The sequence below is a fragment of the Kitasatospora sp. NPDC089913 genome, assembly GCF_044748625.1.
Classification (GTDB): Bacteria; Actinomycetota; Actinomycetes; order Streptomycetales; family Streptomycetaceae; genus Kitasatospora.
Genome location: NZ_JBIVGI010000002.1, coordinates 483,487 through 507,059, shown reverse-complemented (window position 1 = coordinate 507,059; position 23,573 = coordinate 483,487). Strand labels below are relative to the sequence as shown.

21 protein-coding genes are annotated in these 23,573 nt (G+C 73.2%); 3 read left to right on the top strand and 18 right to left on the bottom strand.

The features are described 5' to 3' along the window. Nucleotides 1-164 precede the first annotated feature (164 nt). The 18 genes from ACIPYS_RS06205 to ACIPYS_RS06120 form a co-directional block, all read right to left on the bottom strand. Nucleotides 165-749, bottom strand: coding sequence for a hypothetical protein (locus tag ACIPYS_RS06205; RefSeq protein WP_159425082.1), 585 nt, complete (start codon nucleotides 747-749; stop codon nucleotides 165-167). A 255-nt stretch (nucleotides 750-1,004) separates the two neighbouring features. Then, complete coding sequence (locus ACIPYS_RS06200) at nucleotides 1,005-2,570, bottom strand: carbamoyltransferase C-terminal domain-containing protein (protein ID WP_400743755.1); 1,566 nt, start codon at nucleotides 2,568-2,570, stop codon at nucleotides 1,005-1,007. Nucleotides 2,571-2,618: 48 nt separating this feature from the next. Further along, nucleotides 2,619-3,446, bottom strand: coding sequence for a histidinol-phosphatase (gene hisN / locus ACIPYS_RS06195; RefSeq protein ID WP_400743753.1), 828 nt, complete (start codon nucleotides 3,444-3,446; stop codon nucleotides 2,619-2,621). Nucleotides 3,447-3,450: 4 nt separating this feature from the next. Next, nucleotides 3,451-4,140 (bottom strand): methyltransferase, encoded by a 690-nt coding sequence (locus ACIPYS_RS06190; protein ID WP_400743750.1) that lies wholly within the window; start codon nucleotides 4,138-4,140, stop codon nucleotides 3,451-3,453. Between the two features lie 67 nt (nucleotides 4,141-4,207). Next, complete coding sequence (locus tag ACIPYS_RS06185; RefSeq protein WP_400743748.1) at nucleotides 4,208-5,497, bottom strand: DegT/DnrJ/EryC1/StrS family aminotransferase; 1,290 nt, start codon at nucleotides 5,495-5,497, stop codon at nucleotides 4,208-4,210. A 29-nt stretch (nucleotides 5,498-5,526) separates the two neighbouring features. After that, nucleotides 5,527-6,495, bottom strand: a complete 969-nt coding sequence (locus ACIPYS_RS06180; RefSeq protein WP_400743745.1) for a Gfo/Idh/MocA family protein — start codon at nucleotides 6,493-6,495, stop codon at nucleotides 5,527-5,529. Between the two features lie 145 nt (nucleotides 6,496-6,640). Continuing rightward, a complete protein-coding gene (locus tag ACIPYS_RS06175) occupies nucleotides 6,641-7,111 on the bottom strand; it encodes an NUDIX hydrolase (RefSeq protein ID WP_400743743.1) in 471 nt (156 codons plus the stop codon). A gap of 523 nt (nucleotides 7,112-7,634) precedes the next feature. Next, complete coding sequence (locus ACIPYS_RS06170; RefSeq protein WP_400743740.1) at nucleotides 7,635-8,501, bottom strand: SAM-dependent methyltransferase; 867 nt, start codon at nucleotides 8,499-8,501, stop codon at nucleotides 7,635-7,637. Between the two features lie 162 nt (nucleotides 8,502-8,663). Further along, the gene (locus ACIPYS_RS06165) at nucleotides 8,664-9,299 is read right to left on the bottom strand and encodes a 4'-phosphopantetheinyl transferase (protein ID WP_400743738.1); all 636 of its coding nucleotides are present in this window, start codon (nucleotides 9,297-9,299) and stop codon (nucleotides 8,664-8,666) included. Between the two features lie 45 nt (nucleotides 9,300-9,344). Further along, nucleotides 9,345-11,693: an arylsulfatase gene (locus ACIPYS_RS06160; protein ID WP_400743735.1), complete on the bottom strand. Its 2,349-nt coding sequence runs from the start codon at nucleotides 11,691-11,693 to the stop codon at nucleotides 9,345-9,347. Beyond that, nucleotides 11,690-13,372, bottom strand: a complete 1,683-nt coding sequence (locus tag ACIPYS_RS06155) for an ABC transporter ATP-binding protein (RefSeq protein ID WP_400743732.1) — start codon at nucleotides 13,370-13,372, stop codon at nucleotides 11,690-11,692. Before ACIPYS_RS06155 ends, ACIPYS_RS06160 begins: the two co-directional genes overlap by 4 nt. After that, complete coding sequence (locus tag ACIPYS_RS06150; protein WP_093863220.1) at nucleotides 13,369-14,223, bottom strand: ABC transporter permease; 855 nt, start codon at nucleotides 14,221-14,223, stop codon at nucleotides 13,369-13,371. The genes ACIPYS_RS06155 and ACIPYS_RS06150 overlap by 4 nt, the downstream gene beginning before the upstream one ends. A gap of 3 nt (nucleotides 14,224-14,226) precedes the next feature. Next, nucleotides 14,227-15,171, bottom strand: coding sequence for an ABC transporter permease (locus tag ACIPYS_RS06145; RefSeq protein ID WP_400743728.1), 945 nt, complete (start codon nucleotides 15,169-15,171; stop codon nucleotides 14,227-14,229). Nucleotides 15,172-15,189: 18 nt separating this feature from the next. After that, nucleotides 15,190-16,773 (bottom strand): ABC transporter substrate-binding protein, encoded by a 1,584-nt coding sequence (locus tag ACIPYS_RS06140; protein WP_400743725.1) that lies wholly within the window; start codon nucleotides 16,771-16,773, stop codon nucleotides 15,190-15,192. Then, nucleotides 16,770-18,071: an ROK family protein gene (locus ACIPYS_RS06135; protein ID WP_400743722.1), complete on the bottom strand. Its 1,302-nt coding sequence runs from the start codon at nucleotides 18,069-18,071 to the stop codon at nucleotides 16,770-16,772. The genes ACIPYS_RS06140 and ACIPYS_RS06135 overlap by 4 nt, the downstream gene beginning before the upstream one ends. Before the next feature lie 51 nt (nucleotides 18,072-18,122). After that, on the bottom strand, nucleotides 18,123-19,166 hold the full coding sequence (locus ACIPYS_RS06130; protein WP_400743719.1) for a TauD/TfdA dioxygenase family protein: 1,044 nt from the start codon (nucleotides 19,164-19,166) through the stop codon (nucleotides 18,123-18,125). 750 nt (nucleotides 19,167-19,916) lie between these two features. Further along, entirely contained in the window at nucleotides 19,917-20,153 is a 237-nt protein-coding gene (locus ACIPYS_RS06125) for a hypothetical protein (protein ID WP_093863224.1), read from the bottom strand. A 232-nt stretch (nucleotides 20,154-20,385) separates the two neighbouring features. Beyond that, nucleotides 20,386-20,643 (bottom strand): hypothetical protein, encoded by a 258-nt coding sequence (locus ACIPYS_RS06120; RefSeq protein ID WP_159425083.1) that lies wholly within the window; start codon nucleotides 20,641-20,643, stop codon nucleotides 20,386-20,388. A 130-nt stretch (nucleotides 20,644-20,773) separates the two neighbouring features. Between ACIPYS_RS06120 and ACIPYS_RS06115 the strand changes: the two genes are divergently transcribed. The 3 genes from ACIPYS_RS06115 (at nucleotide 20,774) to ACIPYS_RS06105 (ending at nucleotide 23,510) form a co-directional block, all read left to right on the top strand. Then, complete coding sequence (locus ACIPYS_RS06115) at nucleotides 20,774-21,256, top strand: cysteine/serine endopeptidase inhibitor (protein ID WP_093863226.1); 483 nt, start codon at nucleotides 20,774-20,776, stop codon at nucleotides 21,254-21,256. A 156-nt stretch (nucleotides 21,257-21,412) separates the two neighbouring features. Continuing rightward, nucleotides 21,413-22,006, top strand: coding sequence for a hypothetical protein (locus ACIPYS_RS06110; protein ID WP_400743715.1), 594 nt, complete (start codon nucleotides 21,413-21,415; stop codon nucleotides 22,004-22,006). Nucleotides 22,007-22,136: 130 nt separating this feature from the next. Beyond that, nucleotides 22,137-23,510, top strand: coding sequence for an NAD(P)/FAD-dependent oxidoreductase (locus ACIPYS_RS06105; RefSeq protein WP_400743713.1), 1,374 nt, complete (start codon nucleotides 22,137-22,139; stop codon nucleotides 23,508-23,510). Nucleotides 23,511-23,573: the final 63 nt, after the last annotated feature.

Here is a 23,573-nt window from a genome sequence, read left to right as displayed (position 1 = left end):
GCGCGCGCGCCCTTAAATCCCCGGCGGGGGGGCGGGGCCCGGGCCCCCCCCCCCCCGGCCCCCCGCCCGGGGGGGGGGGGGGGGGGGGGGGGGGGGGGCCCGCCCCCCCCCCCCCGCCGCTCCTGTGCTGCGGTTGTGATCATCGGGACCACCCCACGGTCGGGTCAGGCCGCTTCGGTGGCCGGGGCCGCGGACTCCGGGCCGGGGCGTCGGCAGCAGTTGGGGCTGCTGCCGCAGGTGCCGCAGCTGTAGTCCTCGACCGAGCCGTGGACGTCCTTGGCGAAGTCCGGGCCGAGCCACCACTCGTCGGCGGGGCCGGCCTTCCGCGCCGGACGCACCACCCGGAGGCCGAGTTCGGCGTAGACCGCCCACTGGTCGCCGTGGTGGCGGACCAGGAGCCCGGCGACCCGCTCCGGTGTGGAGGTCACGGTGGGGACCTCGAACCGGGTCGGCCAGATCAGTGTCAGCATGGCGGCCGCCGTGCTGATCCCGTCCCCGTGGACCGCCGCCAGGCTGATGCCGGCGACGGGCAGCACCTCGGTGGTGCCGTCGTGCCCCGGTGACCGGGATATTCGGAGGATGTATCTGTGCCACGGGCTCGCCAGCTCCCGGGGCGGATCCGGGACCAGCACGGTCGCCCGGCTGGTCATGAACCCGTGGGCCAGCAGCTCGCCGGGAACGCCGTCACTCACCTGGGCGTGCACGGCGACGAGCAGAGCGGGCGCGTTGGTAACGGAATCACTACTCATGGTGACACCTCGTGACCGTCCTGGCCCGCTCCGATCCGGCGGGCGCTGTACCTCCACCCTCCTCCCGCCCCTGTCCCAGGAACATGAGTCTCCGGCCCCACCCGCGCCCCGACCTCGCCGGGCCCTGTCCGGCCCGTTCGCCCGCTCCTTGCCCGCTCCTTGCCCGCTCCTCGCTCGTTCCTCGCTCGTTCCTCGCTCGTTCCTCGCCCGCTCCTGGCCCCGACCGGGGCCGCTGCGGCTTCGCGGACGCGACCCCTAGCGTCGCGGTGTGACGAAGACGTCGTTCACGACGTACCCGTCCAGTCCGTGCAGCTCGCCGTAGGCGATCAGGTCGCTGCTCCGGTTGATGAACCCGCGTCCCGAGTAGTTGAGCGAGGTGTTGCAGAGGACGCTGAATCCGGTCAGTGCGCCGAACGCGGTCAGCAGTTCACCCATGGCCGGGTTCGCGGCCGGGTCGACGGTCTGGGTGCGGGCCGTTCCGTCGACGTGGGTGACCGCACGCAGGTCGGCGGACTCGACCTGGCTGAAGTACAGCATGTAGGGGTCGGGGAGCCCCCCGCCGAACCAGCGGCCCGCGTCCTGCTCCAGGCAGATCGGGGCGATCGGGCGGTAGCTCTCGCGCTGTTTGATCCTGTTGAGCCTGGCCGTGGTCTCCGCGGTGAAGGGGGCGGCCAGGATGGACCGGTTCCCGAGCGCGCGGGGGCCGATCTCCCAGCGGCCCCGCGCCCAGCCGATGATGCTCCCGTCGCGGAGGTGGCGGGCGACCTCGCCGTGGTCCAGCGGGCGGATCTCGTAGCGCCGCGGGTCGAACCCGACGTCCTCCACGAATTCGCCGCCCGCGTAGACGTCCCACTCCAGGCCGGCCGACCCGGTGTAGAAGTGCTGGGCGTCGATGGCGGTGCCGATCGCGGAGCCGCTGTCGTTGGGACACGGCGGCACGAAGACCGCCGGGAAGAGCCCGCACTCGCGCCAGCGTCGGTTCCACTCGCAGTTGAGCCCGCAGCCGCCGGAGACGAGCAGCGGGAATCCCTCGGTCAGGTGCTCCCGGGCGTACGCGTGGAAGCGGTCGAAGATGGCGTCCGAGAGCCGGGCCGCCAGGTTCTTGTACGCGCTCGACTCCACCCCGACGTTGTGGAAGGGGGAATCGGTCATCCGGTCCTTCAGGCTCCCGGTGATGACCTCCTTCTGGCCGAGGACGAAGTCGACGACCTCCTGCTCCGCCCGGGTCGGCGGCCGGTTCTCGGCGAATCCGGCCAGGGCCATCTGCTTGCCCGCGTCCTGGAACCGGACGAACTCCTGGTGCGGGCTGAACCTCGGGTCGGCGAGCGCGAAGCCGTAGGAGTACTTGTTGCCCGGGTAGTTGAGCACCTCCTTGAGGTGGGTCACCTTCCCGTGCTCGTCGATCCGGTAGAACGAGCCGATGTTCCCCTCCCACACCAGGCTGTAGAACGGCTGGTCCCGGCGGAGCGCCGACATGCCGTAGGACGTCATGATGTGGGAGCGCTCATGGGTGGACGAGAAGACCCGCACGGCCTTGCCGAAGAACCGGCCGGGCTCGTCCGTGATCGCGGACGCGCCCACACCGAAGTACCCGGCGCGCGAGGGCTGGTCGGTGCACTGGGTGCCCTTGATCCAGCCGCTCACGGCGACGACGTCGGGCTGCCGGTCCAGCCGCTCCGCCGCCGTCGCGAACAGTTCGGCGGTCGGATTGCTGTAGCGGAGGAACGAGTCCTTCTCCGCCTCCAGGGAGAAGAGCAGCCTGCCGTCCTCGACGGCCGCGATCGCCCCGTCATGGCCTTCCTTGAGGGAAAGAATCAGCATGATGGTCCGTTTCTCGGTGGGTGCCGCGTCCGACGGTTCGGGGCGGGCTCAGGGTCCGGGCGGCCCGGGTGCCGCGGGCGGCGCCGAGAGGGCCGCCAGGGCGAGCCGGTGCAACCGCGGGTTGGCGGACAGGGCGCCGGTGCCGCTCCGGGGCGAGGCGCCCAGGAGATCGGTGCAGAGGCCGCCGGCCTCCTCCACGAGCACCTGTACCGCGGCGATGTCCCAGGGGTTGACGACCGGTTCGGCCGCGATGTCGAGCGTTCCCTCGGCGACCATGCAGTGCTGGAGGAAGTCGCCGAAGGCACGGTCCTCCCAGCAGGACTCGGCCAGGCGCAGATAGGCCGCCCGCGAGTGGAAGACGTCCCAGGTGCGGGTGCTGGTGGTGGAGAGGTACGCCTGGTCGAGGCGGGAGCGCCCGGAGACCCCCAGACGCGCGGGGGCGGTGCCGGCCGGTCCCCGGCGCAGCCAGGCGCCCCGGTCCGCCGCCGCCCACCAGCGGCTGTGCAGGGCGGGCGCGCTGATCACGCCCACGATGGGCCGGCCGTCCTCCAGGAGCGCGATCAGTGTGGCCCAGACCGGTACGCCGCGCAGGAAGTTCTTGGTGCCGTCGATGGGGTCGACCAGCCAGGTGCGCCCGGACGAGACGGAGCCGCCGGTCTCCTCCCCGGCGAAGGCGTCGTCGGGGCGGGCGGATCGCAGCTCCTCGCGGACGGCCCTCTCGACGGCGGTGTCCGCGTCGGTCACGGGTGTGCGGTCCGGCTTCTCCCGGACCCGCAGGTCGAGCGCGTGGAAGCGGCGGACGGTGAGCCCGTCGGCGAGGTCGCCCAGACGGAGGGCCAGCTCGAGGTCGTCCTTCGGCGGCACGGGCGGCGTCACCGGATCACCTCGTTCGCAGTTCGAGCAGGTGGTACTCCATGACGCCCACTTCCTCGATCCGGCGGACCTTGCGCAGCAGGTCGATCCGCAGGCCGGCTCCGCCGGCGAGCACGTCGAGCCGTTCGCGGTCCCCGAGGTGGGCGGTGCCCAGCAGCAGCCGGCCGCCGTCGGTCAGGTGCCGGTGCGCCCCGGCGAGGTAGCGGGCCTGGCCCCGGTAGCCCGGGTCGAAGACGGCGGAGTGGATGTCGCTGGAGAGGGCGAAGCCGTCCTCCACATAGGTCCAGGGCACGTTCCAGAAGATCGTGTCGAAGCGGCTCAGGGGGTCGAGCGCCGCGTACAGGTCGCTGTGGAGGGCACGGACCCGGTCGCCCACACCGTGCCGCTCGGCGTTGGCGACGGTATTGGCCACGGCCTTCTCGTTGATGTCCAGCGCGGTGACGGAGGCACAGCCGCTGAGTGCGGCGGTGACGGCGATGACGCCCGTGCCGCAGCCGACCTCCAGGAACGAGCCGTCCCGGGGATAGGGCACCACCGAGGCCATCACCTCGGTGGCCGCGCTCAGCGTGCTGGGCCAGACACCCCGGTGCAGGCTCCATTCCCGTCCCAGCAGGGTGAAGGTGTCCGGCAGGTCGTCACCGGCGAGAGCGTGCTGCAGCGCCCTCGCCACGTCCTCCGGCGACTCCTCGACGGTCATGCGCACTCCCTCTTCGGTGCTGCGGTCCCGGTCGTCGGGGCGGTCCGGGTCGTCGGGGCGGTCCCGGTCATCGGGGCAGCTCGGCGGCGTACCGGACCAGCGCCTCGCGGTGACGGCCGATCTTGCGGAACGCCTCGGCGTACTGGTCGATCAGCACCTTGTCGTCGGGCCAGGAGGTGAAGGTCGGCAGCGAGAGCGCGTGCCGCTCGACGTGCTCGGCCCGCGAGCCGGCCCCCGGCGCGGCGGCCTTCTTCGGGACTCCCGGGAAGAGGGGGTTCTCGGGGCGGGCGTAGAGCGGCAGGGTCGACAGCCGGGGGCCGGAGGGGGCGCCGACCTCCATGCCCTCGGCGCGCAGCGCCTCGATGAGCACGGCACGCGGAACGCCCCCCAGCGCCTGGGGCCGGTAGAGCGGCTTGTAGCCGTACCAGGCGCCCATGTCGACGTGGTCGGCGACCTGGACCCGCTCCAGGTACGCCACGTCGGCGAGTTGCTCGCCGAGGTGCCGCAGGCACCGGTGCCGGGCCTCCTTGCGTGCGGGGAAGGCGGCGAGGGCGTGCCGGGCGACGATGGCGTTGAACGGTGACATCCGCAGCTTGAGTCCGAAGCCCGTGACCCAGTGGGCCCGCAGGTCCTCGTCGAGGACGGAGTCCCGGGAGCGGTCCCGGTAGTGCCCGAGCAGGGTGGCGCGGTCCTGGACCCCGGGGTCGCTGGTGACGAGGATGCCGCCCTCCCCGGCGTAGACGGCCTTGTTGGCCTGGAGGGAGAAGACGGCGGCGTCGCCGAAGGTGCCGACGGGCCGGCCCTTGTAGCGGCTGCCGTGCGCGTGCGAGCAGTCCTCCAGGACGCGCAGCCCGTACTGCTCGGCGATCGACAGGATCGCGTCCATCTCGCAGGGGTGGCCCCACTGGTGGACCACGGTGACGACCTTGGTGTGCTCGGTCAGCGCGGACCGGAGCGCCTCGGGGTCCAGGCCGCGGGTGTCGGGGTCGATGTCGGCGAGAACCACGTCGCCGCGGAGCGCGAAGACGGGGCTCAGTGCGGCGTGGTAGGTGAGCGCCGGTCCCACGACGTCCACCCCCTCGCGCACACCGAGGGCGAAGTAGGCGGCGAGGAGCGCGCTGGTACCGGAGTTGAAGGTGACCGCGTAGCGGGCGCCGCCGTCGAGGAAGGCGAGGAAGTCGGCCTCGAGCCGGCCGATGGGGCCGCTGTTGCCCTTGATGGAGATGTCGGTGTTGCGCTGCGCGGCCAGTTCGGACAGCTCCGCCGCGTCCGCGGGGGGCGGCCACACCTCGTGCGGCCGTGGCTGCGGGACGGCGGGTGTGCCTCCGAGAAGGGCGAGCCGTTCGTCGGCGCTCATGTGTTCTCCTCCGGTCTTCGCGGGGTGGGTCAGGCGCATCGGTGGGCGAGTTCGCTCGAACCGCCCGATCGGTCCCGGTAGATTCCGTCGATCGTGCGGACGGTGGCGAGTTGACGCAGGAGGTGGTCCCGGCGGTAGTCGCGGTCCTCCAGGCGTTCCAGGTAGTGGGCGATCATGGAGCGCGTGATGTCGGTCCTGGATCCTTCCGGGGCGCAGCGTTCCAGCTGCGCCCCTCCGACGGCGTGCAGGGTGGCGGCTCCGGGGGCGACGTTCAACGCGCCCTCCGAACCGAGCACACAGAGGTGTTCGGTCTTCGCGAGGCTGTGGCGCGAGATGCGCAGTGAGCCCTCCAGCCCCCTCGAGGGGTAGCTGCACATGAGACCGACCAGATCCTCCAGCCCGCGGTCCCGGGTCTCCCGGTACTGGTGCACGAAGGCGGAGTGCACCCGGGGGGCTTCGGGGAACATTCCGCTGAGCACATCGACGAGGTGGTAGCCCATGTCGAGGAGCACGCCACCCCGCGCCTGCTCCCAGCTGGCGCGCCAACCCGTGGTCGGACGCGCCAGGTTGAAGTGGTAGTCGTAGGAGAACCAGTAGGGCTCCCCGATCCGCGCGAGGTTCTCCCGGGCGAACCGGAACACCGGGTCGAAGTTGCGCTGCAGCAGTGTGAAGACGCTGCGGTCGGCCTGCTGCGCGAGACGGATCAGGTGGCGCGCTTCCGGCTCGGTGACCGCGAACGGCTTCTCCTTGATGACGTGCCTGCCGTGCGCGAGCAGCCTCGCGCAGACCGGGAAGTGCTCGCCGTGCGGCACGGTGACCACCGCGGCGTCGAAGTCGACCGATTTCAGGGCGTCGTCGAGGTTCTCGTAGTACGGGAATCCCCATTCGCCGGCGAGCGGCAGGGCGGGCGGGGCGGAGTCGACGCCGCCGACGATATCGGCACTCTCCCGCATGATCGGCAGGTACTCTTTTCCTTGATGCCCGGCAAATCCGATCATCAGGACTCGTGGTCGCGGACGGAGGTCCTTCAGCCTGTCGCCGGGCATGCAGAATATTCCCCTCGCAGAACACCGCTCGACGATGACGTGGGAAGTCGGGAAAGGGTGGTGCGGCCCGGATCGGACTCAGGTGTCCGCAGACGGTTCAGGGAGCCGTGCGGGTCCCCGGAGGATCGGTGCGCCAGGCGTGTGCCGCGGTCACGACGTCCTTGACGAAGGTGCTTCCGCTGCGCAGTGTGTTCTCGTCGAGCAGCGTGACGTCCTCGGCGGCCAGCCACGCGAACTCGGTGTGTTTGTCCGCTTCGAGTGCGGGCGAGGAGAGGTCCCCGTCCACCTCGACGAGGTAGTCCGACTCGATGTGCCGTGTGCCGTTCCCGGTCCACTCGGTGTGTGCCACCCGGGCGAGCACGCGGCGCAACCGCCACCCCGTCTCTTCCGAGATCTCCCTGCGAAGTGCTTCCAGGAGGGACTCCCCTGGTTCCACGGCTCCGCCGACCACGTCCCAGCAACCGGGGAAGAGGGAGCGGTCCGCCGAGCGGCGTTGGACGAAGATCCGGCCGGCCGGGTCGCGGATCAGCGCGCCCACCACCGGTCGGGGCTCGGCCGGCCCGGTCATGAGGGGGCCCCGTCGCGCTCGGACGGGTGCGGGGGCGGGGAATCGGTGTTTCCGTACAGACGGTCGGAAGAATGCGGGACCGAACGGCCCGAACAGACCGAACGGCGCAGTCGGGGCGGGAGGAGGCGGCCTGAATTCGAACTGGGGAATGGACGATCTGAAGCTTTCGTCTCCACTCGGTGAGGCTACCGGAATCCCGGAGGGCAAGTGCGGGGACGAATCTCTTCGAGGCGCCCCGAGTTCCACTTGACACGGTGAACGGTCGCGCGCTGCGGGATTTCCCGCCGAGGGGTGCCGTGGATCCGGCCCGGCGGAATCGCCGGGCCGGGCCCCGTCCGTGCACGGTCCGGTACCGGCCCGGTCCGCCTGCTCCATGGTGACGGGTCGTCGGCCACGGATTTCTGAGCGAATATTTCCTGCCACCACCGATGGATCGTGGTGGAACTTCATTGGCCGGATCGGTTGCCCGCCGAGCTCCGGCGAGGCCGTTCTTCGGCCCCGCCGATCCGGCCGGTGCCCGCGTTCAGCGGCGGCGTGCGACCACGAAGGCGTAGCCGACCTCCGGGAGCGCGCCGAACCGGGGCAGGGAACGGGCGAAGTCGAAGAACTCGTAGTGCGGATCGTCCACGGAGGGGGTGACATGCGCGAAGGCGTCGGCGAACGCCTGGTAGGTGGGTCGGACGTGCTCTCCGATGTCCTGGAACTCCAGAACCTCCAGACCGGCGCGGTCGAGGGCCGCGCGGAGCTCCGTCGGCTCGGGGAGCGCGGGGGACCCGAACGCCCGGCAGGTCCGGCGGACTGTTTCCGCGGCGTCACCGGTCACCGGCGACCGGAGCAGCACGTCGGTGACGACCAGCGTGCTGCCGGGCCGCAGGGTCCGGGCGATCTCGGTGAGGGCGGCGGTCCGGTCGGGAATGTGCATCATGGACTCGATCGCCCAGGCCCCGTCGAAGGACTCGGACTCGAACGGCAGCGCGCAGGCGTCCGCGTACCGGAAGTCCACCCGGTCGGCGAGCCCGGCGGCGTCCGCCCGGGTCCGTGCCAGCGCGATGTCCTCGGCGCTGACCGAGATTCCCGACACACGGCCACCGGTGGCCCGGGCGATGCGCAGCGCGGGCCGCCCCGTTCCGCAGCCGACGTCCAGCAGCGTGCGGCCGGGTGCGGCGGCCAGCCGCCCCGCCACGAGGTCGGTGAGCCGGTCGGTGGCCCGGTCGAGCGACCGTCCGTCCGCCGGGCCGTCCCAGTAGCCGACATGGATGTTCCCGTCGACGGCCGCGCCGTCCACGGTCCCGGTGTGCTCGTCACGGGGCGGGTCGGGGTCGGGGCCGGGGTCGGGGTCGGGGTCGGGTCCGGACGGGACGCCGTGCTGCGCGGTCTGGTTGTCGGTCATCGCGATCTCCCGGTTGCGTGGGGTGAGTCGGCGCGTGACGAGGGCCGGTGGCGACGTTCGCCGGGAGCGGGCAATGGACTCCCGGACGAACGCGCCGCTGTTCCGCTCCTCCTGAAGGACTTCCCGTACGACCGGTGGTGGGAACCGTTTGTCCGTGGGGCGTTACCGCAGGACGGTGATGGCGGTGGCGAGGTGGCCGTCGTGGACGCGCCAGTGGCCGTCCAGGGTGGGGAGCGGGGAGGGGACGAGGAGGGTGGCGGTGAAGGTGCCGTCCGGGCGGAGGGTGAGGTCGGCCTCGGAGAAGTCGAGGAAGGTGCGGGTGAGCGGGAACCACGTCTTGTAGACGGACTCCTTGGCGCTGAAGAGGATGCGGTCCCAGGGGGTGCCGGGGTGGACGGCGGAGAGGGTGGTGTTCCGCTGCTGCTCGGCGGGGAGGGCGATGGCGTCGAGCACGCCCTCGGGCAGGGGGAGGGCGGGTTCGGCGTCGATGCCGAGGGAGAGCACGTCCTCGGCGCGGGCCACGGCGGCGGCGCGGAAGCCGGCGCAGTGGGTGAGGGAGCCGACGACGCCCTCCGGCCACCCCGGGGCGCCCCGCAGGCCCGGGACCAGCGGCCGGTAGGGGACGCCGAGGCGGCCGAGGGCGATCCGGGCGCAGTGGCGCACGGTGGTGAACTCGCGGCGCCGGGACTCGACGGCGCGGGCGACGACCGCCTCCTCCTCGGGCTCCAGGCGGGCCTGGGGCGGGTCGGAGTAGGCGGTCTCGACGACGACGGACGCGGGCAGGAGTGCGCTGATCACTGTTCCCCCGGGACAGGACGGACGGCAGGGCCTTGCGGGGACAGGTTATTCGAACGCGGCGGCGGCCTCCCGAAGGGCCCGGGCGACGGTCTCCGGGTCGTCGGGGGCCGGGTCGCCGGGCCGGTAGGTGACGGCGCGCAGGCCGCCGGTGTAGCGGAAGGAGCGGTGGCGCTCGTACACCGGCCAGGAGACCGGGGACTTGCGGTCGACGCCGACGCTGATGCCCTGGAACGGGGCCATCCCGATGAGCTGGTGGACGGGGCCCAGCCGCCCGCTCGCGACGCCGTCGACCAGCACCCGGAACTCCCAGCGCAGGCCCGGGACGGCGGTGGCCTCGACGGTGACCAGGTGGGCGCCGGGGGCGAGCGGTCCGGCGTCGGCCTCGACGAGTTCGCCGTACTGGTTGTAGGCGAGGCGCAGCCGGCCGTCCTCGACGTAGAGGCTGTAGCCGCCGCCCTGGTCGCCGTGCGAGACCAGCACGCCGGCGTCCCCGTCGGCGTGCTGGGAGAGTTCGGCCTCGATCGTGAAGGAACGGAAGGAGATCAGCCGGGAGGAGCGGTAGCGTTCGAGTTCGGGGGTGCCGGCCAGCAGCCGGACCGGGCGGCGGAGCCGGGCGTCGTCCGGGTGGCGGCGGGCGAGCGCGCCGCTGCCGTCGGCGAGCGGGAAGACCCCGTTCTGCCGGGCGGCGACCTCCCAGGCTCCGGACAACTCCTTGACCAGGGCAGGGTGTTCGGCGGCCAGGTCGTGGATCTCGGTGGGGTCGGTGCGCAGGTCGTACAGGGCCCACTCGCCGTCGTCGTACGGGGTGCCGGGGCGGTGCAGGGTGACCAGCTTCCAGCCGTCGCGGTAGTAGCTGCGGTTGCCGGTCATCTCGCAGTACTGCTCGAGGTGGGTGGAGTCCGCGGCGGGGTCGCGCAGCACATCGGTGAAGGGGAAGCCGTCGAGGGACTGCACGGGCTGCCCGGCGCGGTGGGCGGGCCGTTCGACGCCGGCCAGGTCCAGCAGGGTGGGCAGCAGGTCGGTGACGTACTGGTACTGGGTGCGGACGCCGGGGTCGCCCTCGGCGCGCGGGAGGCCGGCCGGCCAGGACAGCACGAACGGGACCCGCACCCCGCCGGCGTGGGTCTGGCCCTTGTAGAGGCGGAACGGCGTGTTGGAGGCCATCCCCCAGCCGCGCGGGTAGTGGACCAGCGAGCGCGGGCCGCCGACGAGTTCGACCTCGCGCTCGACGTCGGGGTTCCAGTCGGCGGGCAGGTTCGGGTGGTGGACGAAGCGGCTGAAGTAGCTGCGGGTGCCCTCGGCGCCGCCCTCGCCGGTGCCGCCGTTGTCGGAGGTGAACACCACGATGGTGTTGTCGAGTTCGCCGAGCTCGGTGAGGGTGTCGAGCAGTCGCCCGAGGTTCTGGTCGACGTTGTCGACCATCGCCGCGTAGACCTCCATGTACCGGGCGTACAACCGCCGCTCGGGTTCGGTGAGTCCGCTCCAGGGCCCGACCTCGTGGCCGGACTCGGAGTTGCGGTCGGGCAGTTCGGTGCCGGGCGGGAAGTGGCCGGCGGCCAGCTGGCGGGCGAAGCGGGCGGCCCGCAGTTCGTCCCAGCCGCCGTCGTAGCGGCCCCGGTGGCGGGCCAGGTCGGCGGGCTTGGCCTGCAGCGGGCCGTGCACGGCGTTGTGGGCCAGGTAGAGGAAGAACGGCTTGTCGGCGTCGTGGGCGCGCAGCGACTTGACCATGTCGATGGCGCGGTCGGTGATGTCGTCGGTGTAGTAGTAGTCGTCGGGGAACTCGTCGATGTCCAGCGGACTGTTGTCGCGCACGAGTTGGTGCGGGTGGAAGAGGCTGGTCAGGCCCTCCAGCACGCCGTAGTACTGGTCGAAGCCCTTCTGCAGCGGCCAGTTGGCGCGGTTGTCGGCGGCGCTGGAGGCGGAGTCGCGGGTGAGGTGCCACTTGCCGACGGCCCAGGTCGCGTAGCCGCTGTCGTGCAGCAGTTCGGCGAGGGTGGGGATGTCCCCGGCGACCTCCATGCCGTAGCCGGGGAAGCCGGGGTCGGCGTTGGCGACGAAGGAGTAGCCGACCCGGTGCGGGTTGAGGCCGGTGAGCAGCGCCGCCCGGGCGGGCGAGCAGAGCGGCATGGTGTGGTAGTTGGCGAGTTTGACGCCGCGCTCGGCCAGGCCGTCCAGGACGGGGGTGGGGACCTCGGCGCCGAACGGGCCGATGTCGCTGTAGCCGAGGTCGTCGACCAGGACGACGACGATGTTGGGTGCGCCCTCGCGCGGGCGGACCCGTTCGGGCCAGGCGGGCGTGGATTCGGCGAAGGTGCGGCCGACGGTGCCGGGGAAGCCCTGGTAGGGGTCGCGGCGGGTGGCGGGCTGCGGGTCCCGGCGGGGGTCGGTGCTCATGCGGTGCTCCGGAGGGTCAGGGCGGGGGCGGGCGGCGCGGCGACCGCGTCCAGGCGGGGGACGGCGGCGAGGAGTTCGGCGGTGTACGGGTGCTCGGGGGCGGTGACGACCCGGTCGGCGGGGCCGGTCTCGACGATCCGGCCGCCGTGCAGCACGGCGATCCGGTGGCTCACCTGCCGGACCACCGCGAGGTCGTGCGCGATGAAGAGGATGGCGAGGCCGAGGTCGCGCTGGAGCCGGGCCAGCAGGTCGAGCACCTGGGCCTGGACCGAGACGTCGAGTGCGGAGACCGGTTCGTCGCAGATCAGGACGCTCGGTTCGGGGGCCAGCGCCCGGGCGATGCCGATGCGTTGGCGCTGGCCGCCGGAGAACGCCCGGGGGTGCCGGTCGGCGCTCGCCGGGTCGAGGCCGACCTGCTCCAGGAGTTCGGCGACCCGCTTCGCCCGCGCGGCCCGGTCGCCCAGGCCGTGGGCGATCAGCGGCTCGGCGACGATCTGCCCGGCGGTCATCCGGGGGTTGAGCGAGGAGTACGGGTCCTGGAACACGAGTTGCACCTCGCGCCGGGCGGTGCGCTCGCCGCCCCGGCCGAACTCCTCGCCCCGGAACCGGATCCGGCCGCCGTTCGGCGCGTGGACCTGGACCAGGGCGCGGGCCAGGGTGGACTTGCCGGAGCCGGACTCGCCGACCAGGCCGAGGGTCTCGCCGGGGTGCAGCTCCAGGTCGACGCCGTCCAGCGCGGTGACGGCGCGCCGGCGCGAGCCGTAGGTCTTGCGCAGGCCGGTGACGGTGAGCAGCGGTTCCGGTCCGGGCACGCTGTTGGCGGCCGCGCCGGAGGGGGTCTCCAGGCGCGGGACGGCGGCCAGCAGCTGCCGGGTGTAGGGGTGCCGGGGCGCGCCGAGGAGTTCGGCGGTGGTGCCGGACTCGACCACCTTGCCGTGGCGCATGACCAGCAGCCGGCGGCAGGTCCGGGCGATCACCCCGAGGTCGTGGCTGATCACCACGAGCGCGGTGCCGGTCCGCCGGTTGATCCGGGTGAGGAGGTCCAGGATCTGCCGCTGCACGGTCGGGTCGAGGGCGGTGGTGGGTTCGTCGGCGACCAGGACCTCGGCGTCGTTGGCGAGCGCGAGGGCGATCATGATGCGCTGGCGCTGTCCGCCGGAGAACCGGTGCGGGTGGTCGCGCAGCCGCCCGGCGGCGTCCGGGATGCCGACCAGTTCGAGCAACTCGACCGCCCGGGCCGCGCGTTCGCGGCGGTCGGGGTGGGCGCCGTGGGCGCGCAGGGCCTCGTCGAGCTGGCGGCCGACGGTCAGCACCGGGTTGAGCGAGGACATCGGGTCCTGGAAGACCATGGCGATCCGCCGGCCGCGCAGGGCGCGCAGGGCCGGTTCGGGGAGGGCGGCGAGGTCCTGGCCGTCGAGTTCCACCGAACCGCCGGTGATCCGGCCGCCGGGCGGGAGCATCCGCAGCAGGGCGAGCGCGGTGGTGGACTTGCCGGAGCCGGACTCGCCGACCAGGCCGAGGGTGTCCCCGGCGGCGAGGTCGAAGCCGACACCGTCGACGGCGGTGGTGCCGTCGAACTCGACGGTGAGGTCGGTGACCTTCAGGACGGTGCGGGCGGGGGCTCCGGCGGCGGCCGACGGGAGAGTCCCGGCGGTGCGGTGCGGGGTGCTGGCGGTCATCGGCGGATCCCCCGGTTCAGGGCCTCGGCGATCAGCGTGAAGCCGAGCACCAGCGCGGTGGTGGCGGCCAGCGGGGCGGCCGCGAAGGTCGGACGGGTGGCGAGGTAGCCGACGGACTGGCTGAGGATCGAGCCGAGGGTCGGCTCCGGGGGCCGGACACCGAGCCCGAGGAAGCTCATCGCACCCTCGATGAAGACGCCGACGGACAGCGCCACCGCCGCCTGCACGATCAGCGGATCGACCGCGTTCGGCAGCACGTGCCGCAGCAGCACCCGGCGCCGGGAGGCACCGCCGACCCGGGCCGCGAGCGCGTACTCGCGCTCCCGCTGGACCAGGATCCCGGACCGCAGCTGGCGTCCGAACAGCGGGATCTCGGCCAGGGCGACGACGATGAACACCGGCCAGCGGCCGGGCCCGAGCACGGCGGTGACGGCCAGTGCCAGGATCAGTCCGGGGAAGGCGAGCACCAGGTCGAAGGCCCGCTGGACGGCGGTGTCGGCCCAGCGGTGGGTGGCCGCGAGCAGGGCGAGCGAGCAGCCGGCCAGCGCGCCGACCGGCACGGCGGGGAGGATCAGCGCGAGGTCGGTGGTGATGCCGTGCAGGACCCGGCTGAAGAGGTCCCGGCCGAGGTCGTCGGTGCCGAACGGGTGCGCGGCGCTCGGCCCGGCCAGCGCCAGCGGGCCCTGGGCGTCGGGGTCCTGGCCGGTGAGCAGCGGGGCGAGCAGTCCGGCCAGGGCGACGGTGCCGACCAGGGCGAGCCCGGTCAGGCCGCGTCCGGTGAGCAGTCCGGCGAGGTAGCGGTTGCGGGCGCGGGCCGGGAGGGCACGCGCGGGGGCGGCGAGGGCGGTCATGGGTTACTCCCACCGGATCCGGGGGTCCAGCCAGGCGTACACCAGGTCGGTGAGCAGCTGGACGATGACGTAGACGGCGACGATCAGCAGCAGGAGGTCCTGCACCACGGGGTAGTCGCGGCGCAGTACGCCCTGTTCGACGAGCTGGCCGAGCCCGGGCCAGGCGAAGATCCGCTCGACCAGGACGGCCCCGGCCACCAGGTGGCCGATCTGCAGGCCGAGCACGGTGACGGCGGAGGGCAGCGCGTTGGGCAGGGCGTGCCGCCAGACGATCCGGCGGCGGGAGACGCCGACGGCGGTGGCGGTGCGCACGTAGTCCTCGGCGAGGGCGCGTTCGATGCCGTCGGTGAGGTAGCGGGCGAGGACGGCGGCGCTGGGCAGGGCGAGGCAGACGGCGGGCAGCAGCAGGTACTGCAGGGCGAGGTCGGGGGCGTCGAGCAGGGACTCGTGGCCGCCGGCGGGCAGCAGGCCGAGGGTGACCGCGAACAGCAGGACCAGCAGCACTCCGGTGACGAACGGCGGTACGGCGAGCACGGCGGTGGTGAGGGCGCGGACGGCGGCGCCGGCCGGACGGCGCCGGGCGGTGGCGCCGAGGACGCCGAGCGGCAGGGCGATCAGCACCACCAGCAGCAGGGCGGCGGCGGTGAGTTGGGCGGTCGCGCCGAGTCCGTCGGTGATCAGGTCGGCGACTTGGCCGCCGATCGCGTAGCTGGGTCCGAGGTCCCCGGTGAGCAGCTGGCCGAGCCAGTGCAGGTACTGGCCGAGCAGCGGCCGGTCGAGGCCGAGTCGGGCTCGGATCGCGGCCACGGCGTCCGGTCCGGCGTCCGGTCCGGCCAGTGTGGTGGCCGGGTCGCCGGGGATGAGGCGGAGGATCAGGAAGACCAGGAAGGAGGCGAGCAGGAGGACGAGCAGGGCGGAGGGGAGCCGCTTGAGGAGGAAGGTGCGCATCGGGTCCGGGTCCTCCGGTCAGGCCGTGAGGTAGGCGTCGTCGAGGTTGAGGTAGCCGAACTTGTTGAGGGTGGCGCCGCGTGCCTTGCCGACGGCGACCTCGGTGAGGCCGGCGATGGCGAGGTCGATCACGAACTGCTCGTCCAGCAGGACGTCGGTGATCCGTCCGTAGAGCGCCCTGGCCTCGGGGCTGTCGCTGTCGGGCCGCTGCCAGGCGCGCTGGACGATGTCGGTGTAGGCGGGCGAGCTGAAGCGCGAGCTGTTCTTCGCCTCGTTGAACGGGTAGGCGCTCACCGCCAGGGTGGCGGGGTGGAGTTGGGCGAAGCCGTGGCTCAGGGTCCACAGCGCGGGCATGCTCTGCGCGATCAGCTGCTTCTGCATGGTGGGCGAGTCGGTGGGCTGGAGGACGGTTTCGATGCCGACCTGCTTCAGGTCGTACTGGAGGATCTGGGCGACGGCGGTGTTGCCGGGGTCGTTGCTGTGGGCGAACGGCAGGCTGATGCCGGTGAGTCCGGCGTCCTTGAGCAGCTGCTTCGCCCGCTCCGGGTCGTGGCGGTAGTGGCCGGCGGCGTCCGCGCTGTAGGCGGGGGAGGACTTGGGCCACGGGGTGGCGGAGACGGTGCCGTAGCCGCCGAGCGCCTGCTCGACCAGCCGGTCGCGGTCGACCGCCCAGGCGATGGCCTGCCGCACCCGCTTGTCGGAGACGTGTTCGGCGGTGAGGTTGGCGCCGATGTAGTAGGCGCCGGAGCCGGTGTCGTAGGGCGTGATGCGGAACTGCGGGTCGCTGCGGAGGGTGGCGATGTCCTTGCCGCGGATGCCGTAGGAGAGGTGGGTCTGTCCGGTCTTCAGGGAGGAGAGCAGCGACTCCGCCTGCGGGATCACGCGGATCTCGACGCCGTCCAGGTAGGGGCGGCCCGGGTTCCAGTACTTCTCGTTGCGGGCGAAGGTGATCGAGCTGCCGGGCTTGCGCTCGGTGAAGGTGTAGGGGCCGGTGCCGATCAGCTTCGTCCCGGCGAAGGCCTCCTCGACGGTGGCCGAGTCCGGGACGATCATGAACTCGAACAGGTCGAAGAGGTTGCTCACCGGATGGGCGAGGACGAGGGTGAGTTCGAAGTCGCCGTTCTTGCGGAAGTCGGTGACGGCGGCCGCGGTCGACCTCAACTGGGCCGAACGGGCCGGGTTCTGGAGGTTCTTGACCGCGAACACCACGTCGTCCGCGGTGAACCGGCGGCCGCTGTGGAAGGTCACGTCCTCGCGCAGCCTGAGGGTGACGCTCGCGCCGTCCGGGGCGACCTGCCAGGAGGTGGCCAGCTCGGGCTGCGGCTGGAGCTTGTCGTCGTAGCGGGTGAGGGTGTTGAAGACCAGGCGCTGGACGAGGGTGTTGGCGCTCTGGGCGAACAGCAGGGCCGGGGTGAAGTCGACGCCGGTGCCGACCGTGAGGACGCCGCCGCGGCGCGGGCCCGCCGCGTCGCCGGTGGCCTGCCCCGCGGCGGTGTCGGCGGCCGAGCGGCAGGCGGCCAGGGAGAGCAGGCCGGCGCCGGCGAGGCCGCCGCGCAGCAGTGCCCGGCGGGACAGGGCGGGGGCGGTGGGGAAGCTGGTCACGAGTGGGGTCCTCTGCGGGAAGGGGCGTGCGGGGTCGGCGGGTGAGCGGTCGGCGGCTGCGGGGTCGGTCGCTGCGGCCGGGGGGCGGCGGTCAGGGCGTGCACCGGACGGGCGTGCAGGGCGGTGAGCGCGGCGGCTCCGGCGGCCACGGCGAGCACATCGGCGCCGCGCTGCTGGGCGATCAGCAGATCGGCGTCCCGCCGCAGGTGCGAGCGGCGGGCGAACTCGGTGCGCACCACGTCCAGGTAGGCCGGGTCGAGCAGGGCGAAGGTCTCGGTCAGGACGAGCAGGTCGGGGTTGACCACGTCGGCCAGCAGGGCGAGCGCGCGGCCGATGGTCTCCGCGCGTCGCCGCACCAGTCGGTCGGCGCGCGGGTCGCCGGCCTGGACGGCGGCCAGGAAGGCCGCCCGGTCCGGCCGTTCGGTGATCCCCTCGGCGGCCGCCGCCTCGAACAGCGTGGTGTCCGAGGCGGCGACCGCCAGACAGCCGGTGCGGCCGCAGTGGCAGAGCAGGTCGCTGTCCGGTACCGGCAGATGGGCGACGTCCCCGGTCGGCGACGCCGGGCCGACGTGCACGGTGCCGGCGACCGCCAGGGCCGCGTCCACCACGTGGCCGACGAACAGGTGCACCATCGAGCGCCGGGCCGCCGGGTGTCCGAACAGGATCTCCGCCTGGGCCAGCGCCCGGGCGTGGTTGTCGACCTGCACGGGCAGCCCGGAGGCGTCCGAGAGCAGCGCGGCGAGCGGCAGGTCCCGCCAGCGCAACGGGTCGTGACGGACGATCAGCCCGCGCTCCCGGTCGACCGATCCGCCGGCGACCGCGCCCAGACCGACCACGGTCCGTCCGTCGGGCGCCGCGGCCAGCAGCCGGGGCAGCCGCTCCAGCAGCGGCCGCAGCACGGCCCGGCCGGTGCGGCCGCGATTGCTCAACTCCCTGCGGTGCAGCACGTTGCCGCGCGGATCGAGGAAGGCGAAGGTGGTGTACGGCAGGCCGATGTGCAGACCGGCCACGGCGATCCGGCCGGTATCCACGTCGACCGGGAGCTGCGGCCGGCCCACCGCCCCGGTGCCGGGTGCGGTCAACTCGGGCCGCTCGCGCAGCAGTCCGAGCCGGACCAGGTCGACCACCTGGCGGGAGACCGCGGCCGGGCTCAGGCCGGTGAGCGCGGCCACCCGGCCGCGGGCCACCGGGCCGTGGTCCAGCACCGCCCGCAGGACGGCGGCCGCGTTGACGTCCCGCCGGGCGTCCCCGGTGCGCGGCCCGCCGACGGGCGTGGCGGGGGCGGTCTCGGTGACCATGCTTCGCCTTCCTCGGTTCCGTTTGCCGATCCGCTTCCGTTCCGGTTCCGCTCAGCCCCGGTCGGCGGCCGGGGTCACCGGACTCGGGGCCACCTTGGCCCCGGCCCCGGCCGCCTCGGCGGCGGCGACCTTGGCGGCCTCGGCGGCGGCGGTCTCCAGTTCCTCGGCCGGCACCAGCCCGGCCACCCGCGGCGGCTCGGCGGGCTCGAGCAGCCGGCTCGGCGCGCCGTCCGCACCCACCGGCAGGTCGCCGTCCAGGGTGATCCGGCGGACCAGGCGCGGCTCGTCGCCGTAGTCGTTGACGGCGTAGTGCTGGGTGGCGCGGTTGTCCCAGATCGCGACGTCGCCGACCTGCCAGTCCCAGCGCACGGTGTTCTCCAGCCGCTCCACGTAGCGCTGGAAGAGCGCGAGCAGGGCGCGGCTGTCGGCGCCGGAGACGCCCTGGATCCGCTGGGCGAAGGCGCCGAGCAGCAGGTTCTTCTCGCCGGTCACCGGGTGGACCCGGACCACCGGGTGCTCGGTCTTGAAGGCGGTGGAGACGAAGACCTGCCGGAACAGGTTCGCGATCTCGGCATTGTCGGCGAGCTCCGGGCGCAGGGCCAGGCTGGCCGCGTAGTCGTAGTCGTTGGTGTGCACGGCGCGCAGCGACTCGGCCAGCACCTTCAAGGGCTCCGGCAGGTCCTGGTACGCGGCGGCGGTGTTGGCCCACACGGTCGAGCCGCCGGCCGGCGGCAGCTCGAGGGAGCGGAGGATCGAGGCCTTGGGGTAGGAGGGGACGAAGGTGACGTCGGTGTGCCAGTTGTTGGCCCGCACACCCTTGGTGGCGTCCAGCTCGAAGACGTAGCGGCCGTCCGCGCTGGGGACGGTGGGGTGGCCGACCGGGTGGCCCAGCAGGCGGGCGAAGGCCTCGTGCTCGGCGTCGTCCAGGTGCTGCTGGCCGCGGAAGAACAGCACCTTGTGCTCGTACAGGGCGGCCTCGATCGCGGCGACGGTCTCGGCGGGCAGCTCGCCGCCGAGGCGCACGTCGTGGACGATCGCGCCGATCCGGCCGGCGGCCGGGGTGAGGCGGAGTGCGGTGGTGGTGGCGGTGGACATGGCGGATCCTCGACTCTCGTACGGAGGTGGGTGCGGTGCAGGCGGGTGTGCGGGCAGGGCCCGGCCGCCGCGGACGACGGCGCGGACGCGGGCGGCGCACGGGCGGGGTGCGGCGGGGTGCGACACGGCGGGGCGCGACGGAGGGCGCACGGGTGCCGTGGGGAGGAAGGACGGCCGGGGTCCGGCCGGGGATCAGCGGGCGAGCGCCCCGCGACAACAACAGCGGCGGCGGGCCGGGGCGACACGGTGAACGGTGCGGGTGATCATCGGCCCTCCTTCCGCTGTCTCGGGGTGGTGCGACGCGTGGTGCGACGGGTGCTGCGACGGGTGCTGCGGCCGGTGCTGCGAGGTGCTGCGACCGGGCTCGGCGCTCATCGTGCTGAAGCCCGCGGTTCCCTGTCAATCACCCGTTCTGCCTGCTGGGAACGGGTGTTGCGGCCGCGTGACGCCGCGTTGCGGGAGGCTTTCGGGTGATGACGCGGCCGCTGCGAGGGCGTGTTCCCGCCTGTCGCGGGCGTGTCGGCAGGACTAACTTTCGCAGCGGAAACAACCGTGGGCAGTCGAAGGGCCCGCCCGGAGGGTGTCCGGACGGGCCCGTGTGCCGCGAGGGGTGCCCCCGGAGATCGCCTTCGGGGATCGGATCCGGGGGAGGACCGAGTCGCTCGGTCCGGGGTGTCCGCGCGGTGCCGGGGCGGATCCCGGGGGTGGGCCGCACGGTCGTGCGGCCCACCGTCAGTGTGTTCCGGTGGTTCAGGCGAGGACGACGGAGAGTCGCGCCGGGCCGGTCTCGGTGGTGGTGTCGCAGAAGTAGACGATGGCCCGGTGGCTGCTCACGTACGCCTGGCCGGCCGCGTGGCAGGAGGCCGCGGTCGGGTAGATGCCGATGTAGGTGTAGGTGGCCGCCTGAGCGCTCGGGGCCGCGATCAGGGCGCCGCCCGCCATGATTCCGGCCACGGCAACGCTGGAGAAGGCCTTGCGAAGCGACATGAGTGGTCTTCCTCCCATTGGTGAGCGCGGGGGTCGGTACCCCTGCGCTTCGCCGAGGAGCCTCCTCCGAATGTGAACGCCGAGCAATGGTCGAGACCAATTCCGACCGGAATCGATGTGGTGTTCCTGTGACGGTGCAGGTCAGGGGCCCGCCTGACAGGCTGACGATCATCTTCCGGACAGTTCTTGCACTGTCCGGCACCTGACAGGCGGTCGCGGGCGCCCCGGGTCGCTACGCCCCCAGCAGTCGGGCGAAGTCCAGGCCGAGGCTGCCGAGCACGGGGAGTGCGCCGAGGTCGGTGACGGCGCCGACCGGGATGCTGTAGCCCTGGTTGACCTCCCGGGGCTCCGGTGCGGCGGCGGCCGGGCCGGCGAGGGTGCCGGTGAGCACGGCGGTGAGGGTGGCGAGCAGGGCGAAGGTGCGCAACGGGGCCTCCGAGGACGCGGGATCGGGCGCCCTGCTGAACGCGCGGCGCGGTCGTGCGGTCACGCATCGTCCCCCTGTCGGCCGAGTGAGTAAAGCATCCTGACTTGTGTTCATGACAACATGTCAGATGTCTGTACCAATGCTGGATGCTCTGCCTACTGTCCTTTCCAGTCACCGAACTGGGAGGGTACACATGCGAGTTGTCCCGAACCTCCGGATCCTGGCGGGCGTCCCGCTGGCCGCCGCCGCGCTGGTCGCGCTCACCGCCGGCACCGCGAGCGCCGCGATACCGATCAACAAGCCCATGAACGGCAAGGCCACCTACTACAACGACGCCGGCTACGGCGCGTGCGGCACCCAGATCAACGCCGGGAACCAGATGCTGGTCGCCGTCTCGCACACCTGGTGGACCAGCGCCAACCCCAACAACGACCCGCTCTGCAAGGGCATCTCGGTCAAGGTGAGTTACCAGGGCAAGACCGTCACCGTCCCGGTCCGGGACAAGTGTCCGTCCTGCGACTCCACCCACCTCGACCTCAGTCAGCCCGCCTTCGCCCGGTTCGCACCCCTCGGCCAGGGTGTGATCAACGGCTTGACCTGGCAGTTCGTCAAGGCCGGACTCGCCGGTGAGAGCATCCCGATCTCCGGGCCGATCACCGGATCGACCATCGGCTGATCCGGCCACCCCTGTCGCCCGCCCCCGCCGCGGCCCCCACTGTCGGCGGGTGCGGGCACAATCGGCACCACCCCGACCGGGCGCGTCCGGCGCGTCCGGGGGGTGCCAGTGGGACCAGACCGGTGGGGCCGGAGCGACGACGGAGGAACGGCGGACATGGCGCGGTACATCACGGTCACGGCGGCGGTCACCGTCGCCGAACCCCGGCTGCGGGCCTATCTGCGCTCGCCGCTCGCCCCGGCCTCCGCCTGGCCCGAGCCCGACTGGACCGGCCTCTGCACCCCCTGGCCCGACCGGGCCCTCCGCAGCCGGTACCTCGCCGAACTCCCGGCCGCCGTCGCCGAGTGCGACAGCTGGCTCGACGGAGACCACGCCGACCACCTCCTCGAACTGGCCGAGCACGACGACCTGGGACTGCGCCACGACGGCGCCGGCGATGCCCTCGTGCTCGACCTCGACACCCGGGTCGACTTCGAACTCCCCGGCATGATCTGGGCGTTCACCGTCCTGCGCGGCCTGGCGGCGGTACTGGCGGACGGCGAGGGCGGACTCGTCGAACTCACCCCCGACTGGACCGCCGGCAGCGTGCCGATGCTCCTGTCACCACGACGCTCCGCCTTCCTCGACCCGGCCCGCGACGCCGCCGCGCTCGCCCGTGCCCGCGACGCCGCCTTCGACGTGCGCTGCGCCGTCCCGGAGAAGCACGACGACACGTCGGTGGCCGAGCTCCTGGAACAACTCCTGACCTGACAGGGTGCAGCGCACGGGCGCCGGATTCTTCCAAGCTGGCGGTGGTTCGACCCCGTCCGCCGGGCATAGCGTCCGGGAAACTGTCGGCGTGAGAGCGAGGTCGGGTTCCGTGGGATCCGGTGGCACGGGTGTGAACGGCGGAGTGTCCTTCTGGTGGGGGCGGCTCGGGATTCCCGACGCCCGGCCGGCCCTGCCTGGCAACCGGGAGGTCGACATCTGCGTGGTCGGCGGCGGCTACACCGGCCTCTGGACGGCCTACTACCTCAAGAAGGCCGACCCGGACCTGCGGATCGCGGTGCTGGAACAGCGCTTCTGCGGCTACGGCGCCTCCGGCCGCAACGGCGGCTGGCTCTACAACGGCTTCGCCGGCCGCGGTGCCTTCGCCCGCCGGTACGGGCAGGAGCGCGCCGCCGCGATGCAGCGGGTGATGGACCGGGCGGTCGGCGAGGTCGCCGACACCCTGGACGCCGAGAACATTGACGCCGACCTGGTGCGCGGCGGCGTCCTGGAGGTCGCCCGCACCCCCGCACAACTGGCCCGGCTGCGAGACTTCACCGCGACCGAACGCGCCTACGGGGCCGACCGCGTCCAGGAGCTCGACGCCACCGAGGCCGCGCGCCGCCTGAACGTCGCCGGTGCCCTCGGCGCGGTCTGGAGCCCCCACGGCGCACGCCTCCAGCCCGCCAAACTCGCCGCCGGCCTCGCCGACGTGGTCGAACGGCTCGGCGTCGACCTGTACGAGGGCACCCCGGTGACCGAGATCCGCGGCGGCCGCAAACCCCGGGCCGTCACCCCGCACGGCACCGTCACCGCCCGCTACGTGCTGCGCGCCACCGAGGGCTTCACCTCGGGCCTCGCGGGCGAACGCCGCACCTGGCTGCCGATGAACTCGGCGATGATCGCCACCGAGCCCCTCCCGGCCTCGTTCTGGGAGGAGACCGGCTGGGAGGGCCGGGAGGTGCTCGGTGACTTCGCCCACGCCTACATGTACGCGCAGCGCACCGCCGACGACCGGATCGCCCTCGGCGGCCGCGGCGTCCCCTACCGCTTCGGCTCCCGCACCGACACCGACGGCGCCACCCAGCCCGCGACCGTCCGCCAGCTGCGCGAGATCCTGCACGAGTTCTTCCCCGCCGCCCGCACCGCCAGGATCGAGCACGCCTGGGCCGGGGTCCTCGGCGTGCCCCGCGACTGGTGCGCCACCGTCGACCTGGACCGCCGCACCGGCCTCGGCTGGGCCGGCGGCTACGTCGGCAGCGGCGTCACCACCACCAACCTGGCCGGCCGGACCCTGCGCGACCTCGTGCTCGGCCACGACACCGAACTCACCCGGCTGCCCTGGGTCGGCCACACCGTCCGCCGCTGGGAGCCCGAACCCTTCCGCTGGCTCGGCGTCCACGCCCTCTACGCCGCCTACCACCTCGCCGACCGCCGCGAGGCCACCACCCGCCGCCCCACCACCTCGCCCCTCGCCCGCCTCGCCGACACCATCGCCGGCCGGTAACGGGGGCGGGAGGGGCGGGGCGGGGGGGGGGCCCCCCGGGGGCCCCCGGGGCCCCCCCCCCCC

Bases quoted from the DNA above. Each gene is read 5' to 3' on its own strand.
- ACIPYS_RS06205 (WP_159425082.1), bottom strand. From the start codon at position 749: ATGAGTAGTGATTCCGTTACCAACGCGCCCGCTCTGCTCGTCGCCGTG.
- ACIPYS_RS06200 (WP_400743755.1), bottom strand. From the start codon at position 2,570: ATGCTGATTCTTTCCCTCAAGGAAGGCCATGACGGGGCGATCGCGGCC.
- ACIPYS_RS06190 (WP_400743750.1), bottom strand. From the start codon at position 4,140: ATGACCGTCGAGGAGTCGCCGGAGGACGTGGCGAGGGCGCTGCAGCAC.
- ACIPYS_RS06185 (WP_400743748.1), bottom strand. From the start codon at position 5,497: ATGAGCGCCGACGAACGGCTCGCCCTTCTCGGAGGCACACCCGCCGTC.
- ACIPYS_RS06180 (WP_400743745.1), bottom strand. From the start codon at position 6,495: ATGATCGGATTTGCCGGGCATCAAGGAAAAGAGTACCTGCCGATCATG.
- ACIPYS_RS06175 (WP_400743743.1), bottom strand. From the start codon at position 7,111: ATGACCGGGCCGGCCGAGCCCCGACCGGTGGTGGGCGCGCTGATCCGC.
- ACIPYS_RS06170 (WP_400743740.1), bottom strand. From the start codon at position 8,501: ATGACCGACAACCAGACCGCGCAGCACGGCGTCCCGTCCGGACCCGAC.
- ACIPYS_RS06160 (WP_400743735.1), bottom strand. From the start codon at position 11,693: ATGAGCACCGACCCCCGCCGGGACCCGCAGCCCGCCACCCGCCGCGAC.
- ACIPYS_RS06155 (WP_400743732.1), bottom strand. From the start codon at position 13,372: ATGACCGCCAGCACCCCGCACCGCACCGCCGGGACTCTCCCGTCGGCC.
- ACIPYS_RS06150 (WP_093863220.1), bottom strand. From the start codon at position 14,223: ATGACCGCCCTCGCCGCCCCCGCGCGTGCCCTCCCGGCCCGCGCCCGC.
- ACIPYS_RS06145 (WP_400743728.1), bottom strand. From the start codon at position 15,171: ATGCGCACCTTCCTCCTCAAGCGGCTCCCCTCCGCCCTGCTCGTCCTC.
- ACIPYS_RS06135 (WP_400743722.1), bottom strand. From the start codon at position 18,071: ATGGTCACCGAGACCGCCCCCGCCACGCCCGTCGGCGGGCCGCGCACC.
- ACIPYS_RS06130 (WP_400743719.1), bottom strand. From the start codon at position 19,166: ATGTCCACCGCCACCACCACCGCACTCCGCCTCACCCCGGCCGCCGGC.
- ACIPYS_RS06125 (WP_093863224.1), bottom strand. From the start codon at position 20,153: ATGTCGCTTCGCAAGGCCTTCTCCAGCGTTGCCGTGGCCGGAATCATG.
- ACIPYS_RS06115 (WP_093863226.1), top strand. From the start codon at position 20,774: ATGCGAGTTGTCCCGAACCTCCGGATCCTGGCGGGCGTCCCGCTGGCC.
- ACIPYS_RS06110 (WP_400743715.1), top strand. From the start codon at position 21,413: ATGGCGCGGTACATCACGGTCACGGCGGCGGTCACCGTCGCCGAACCC.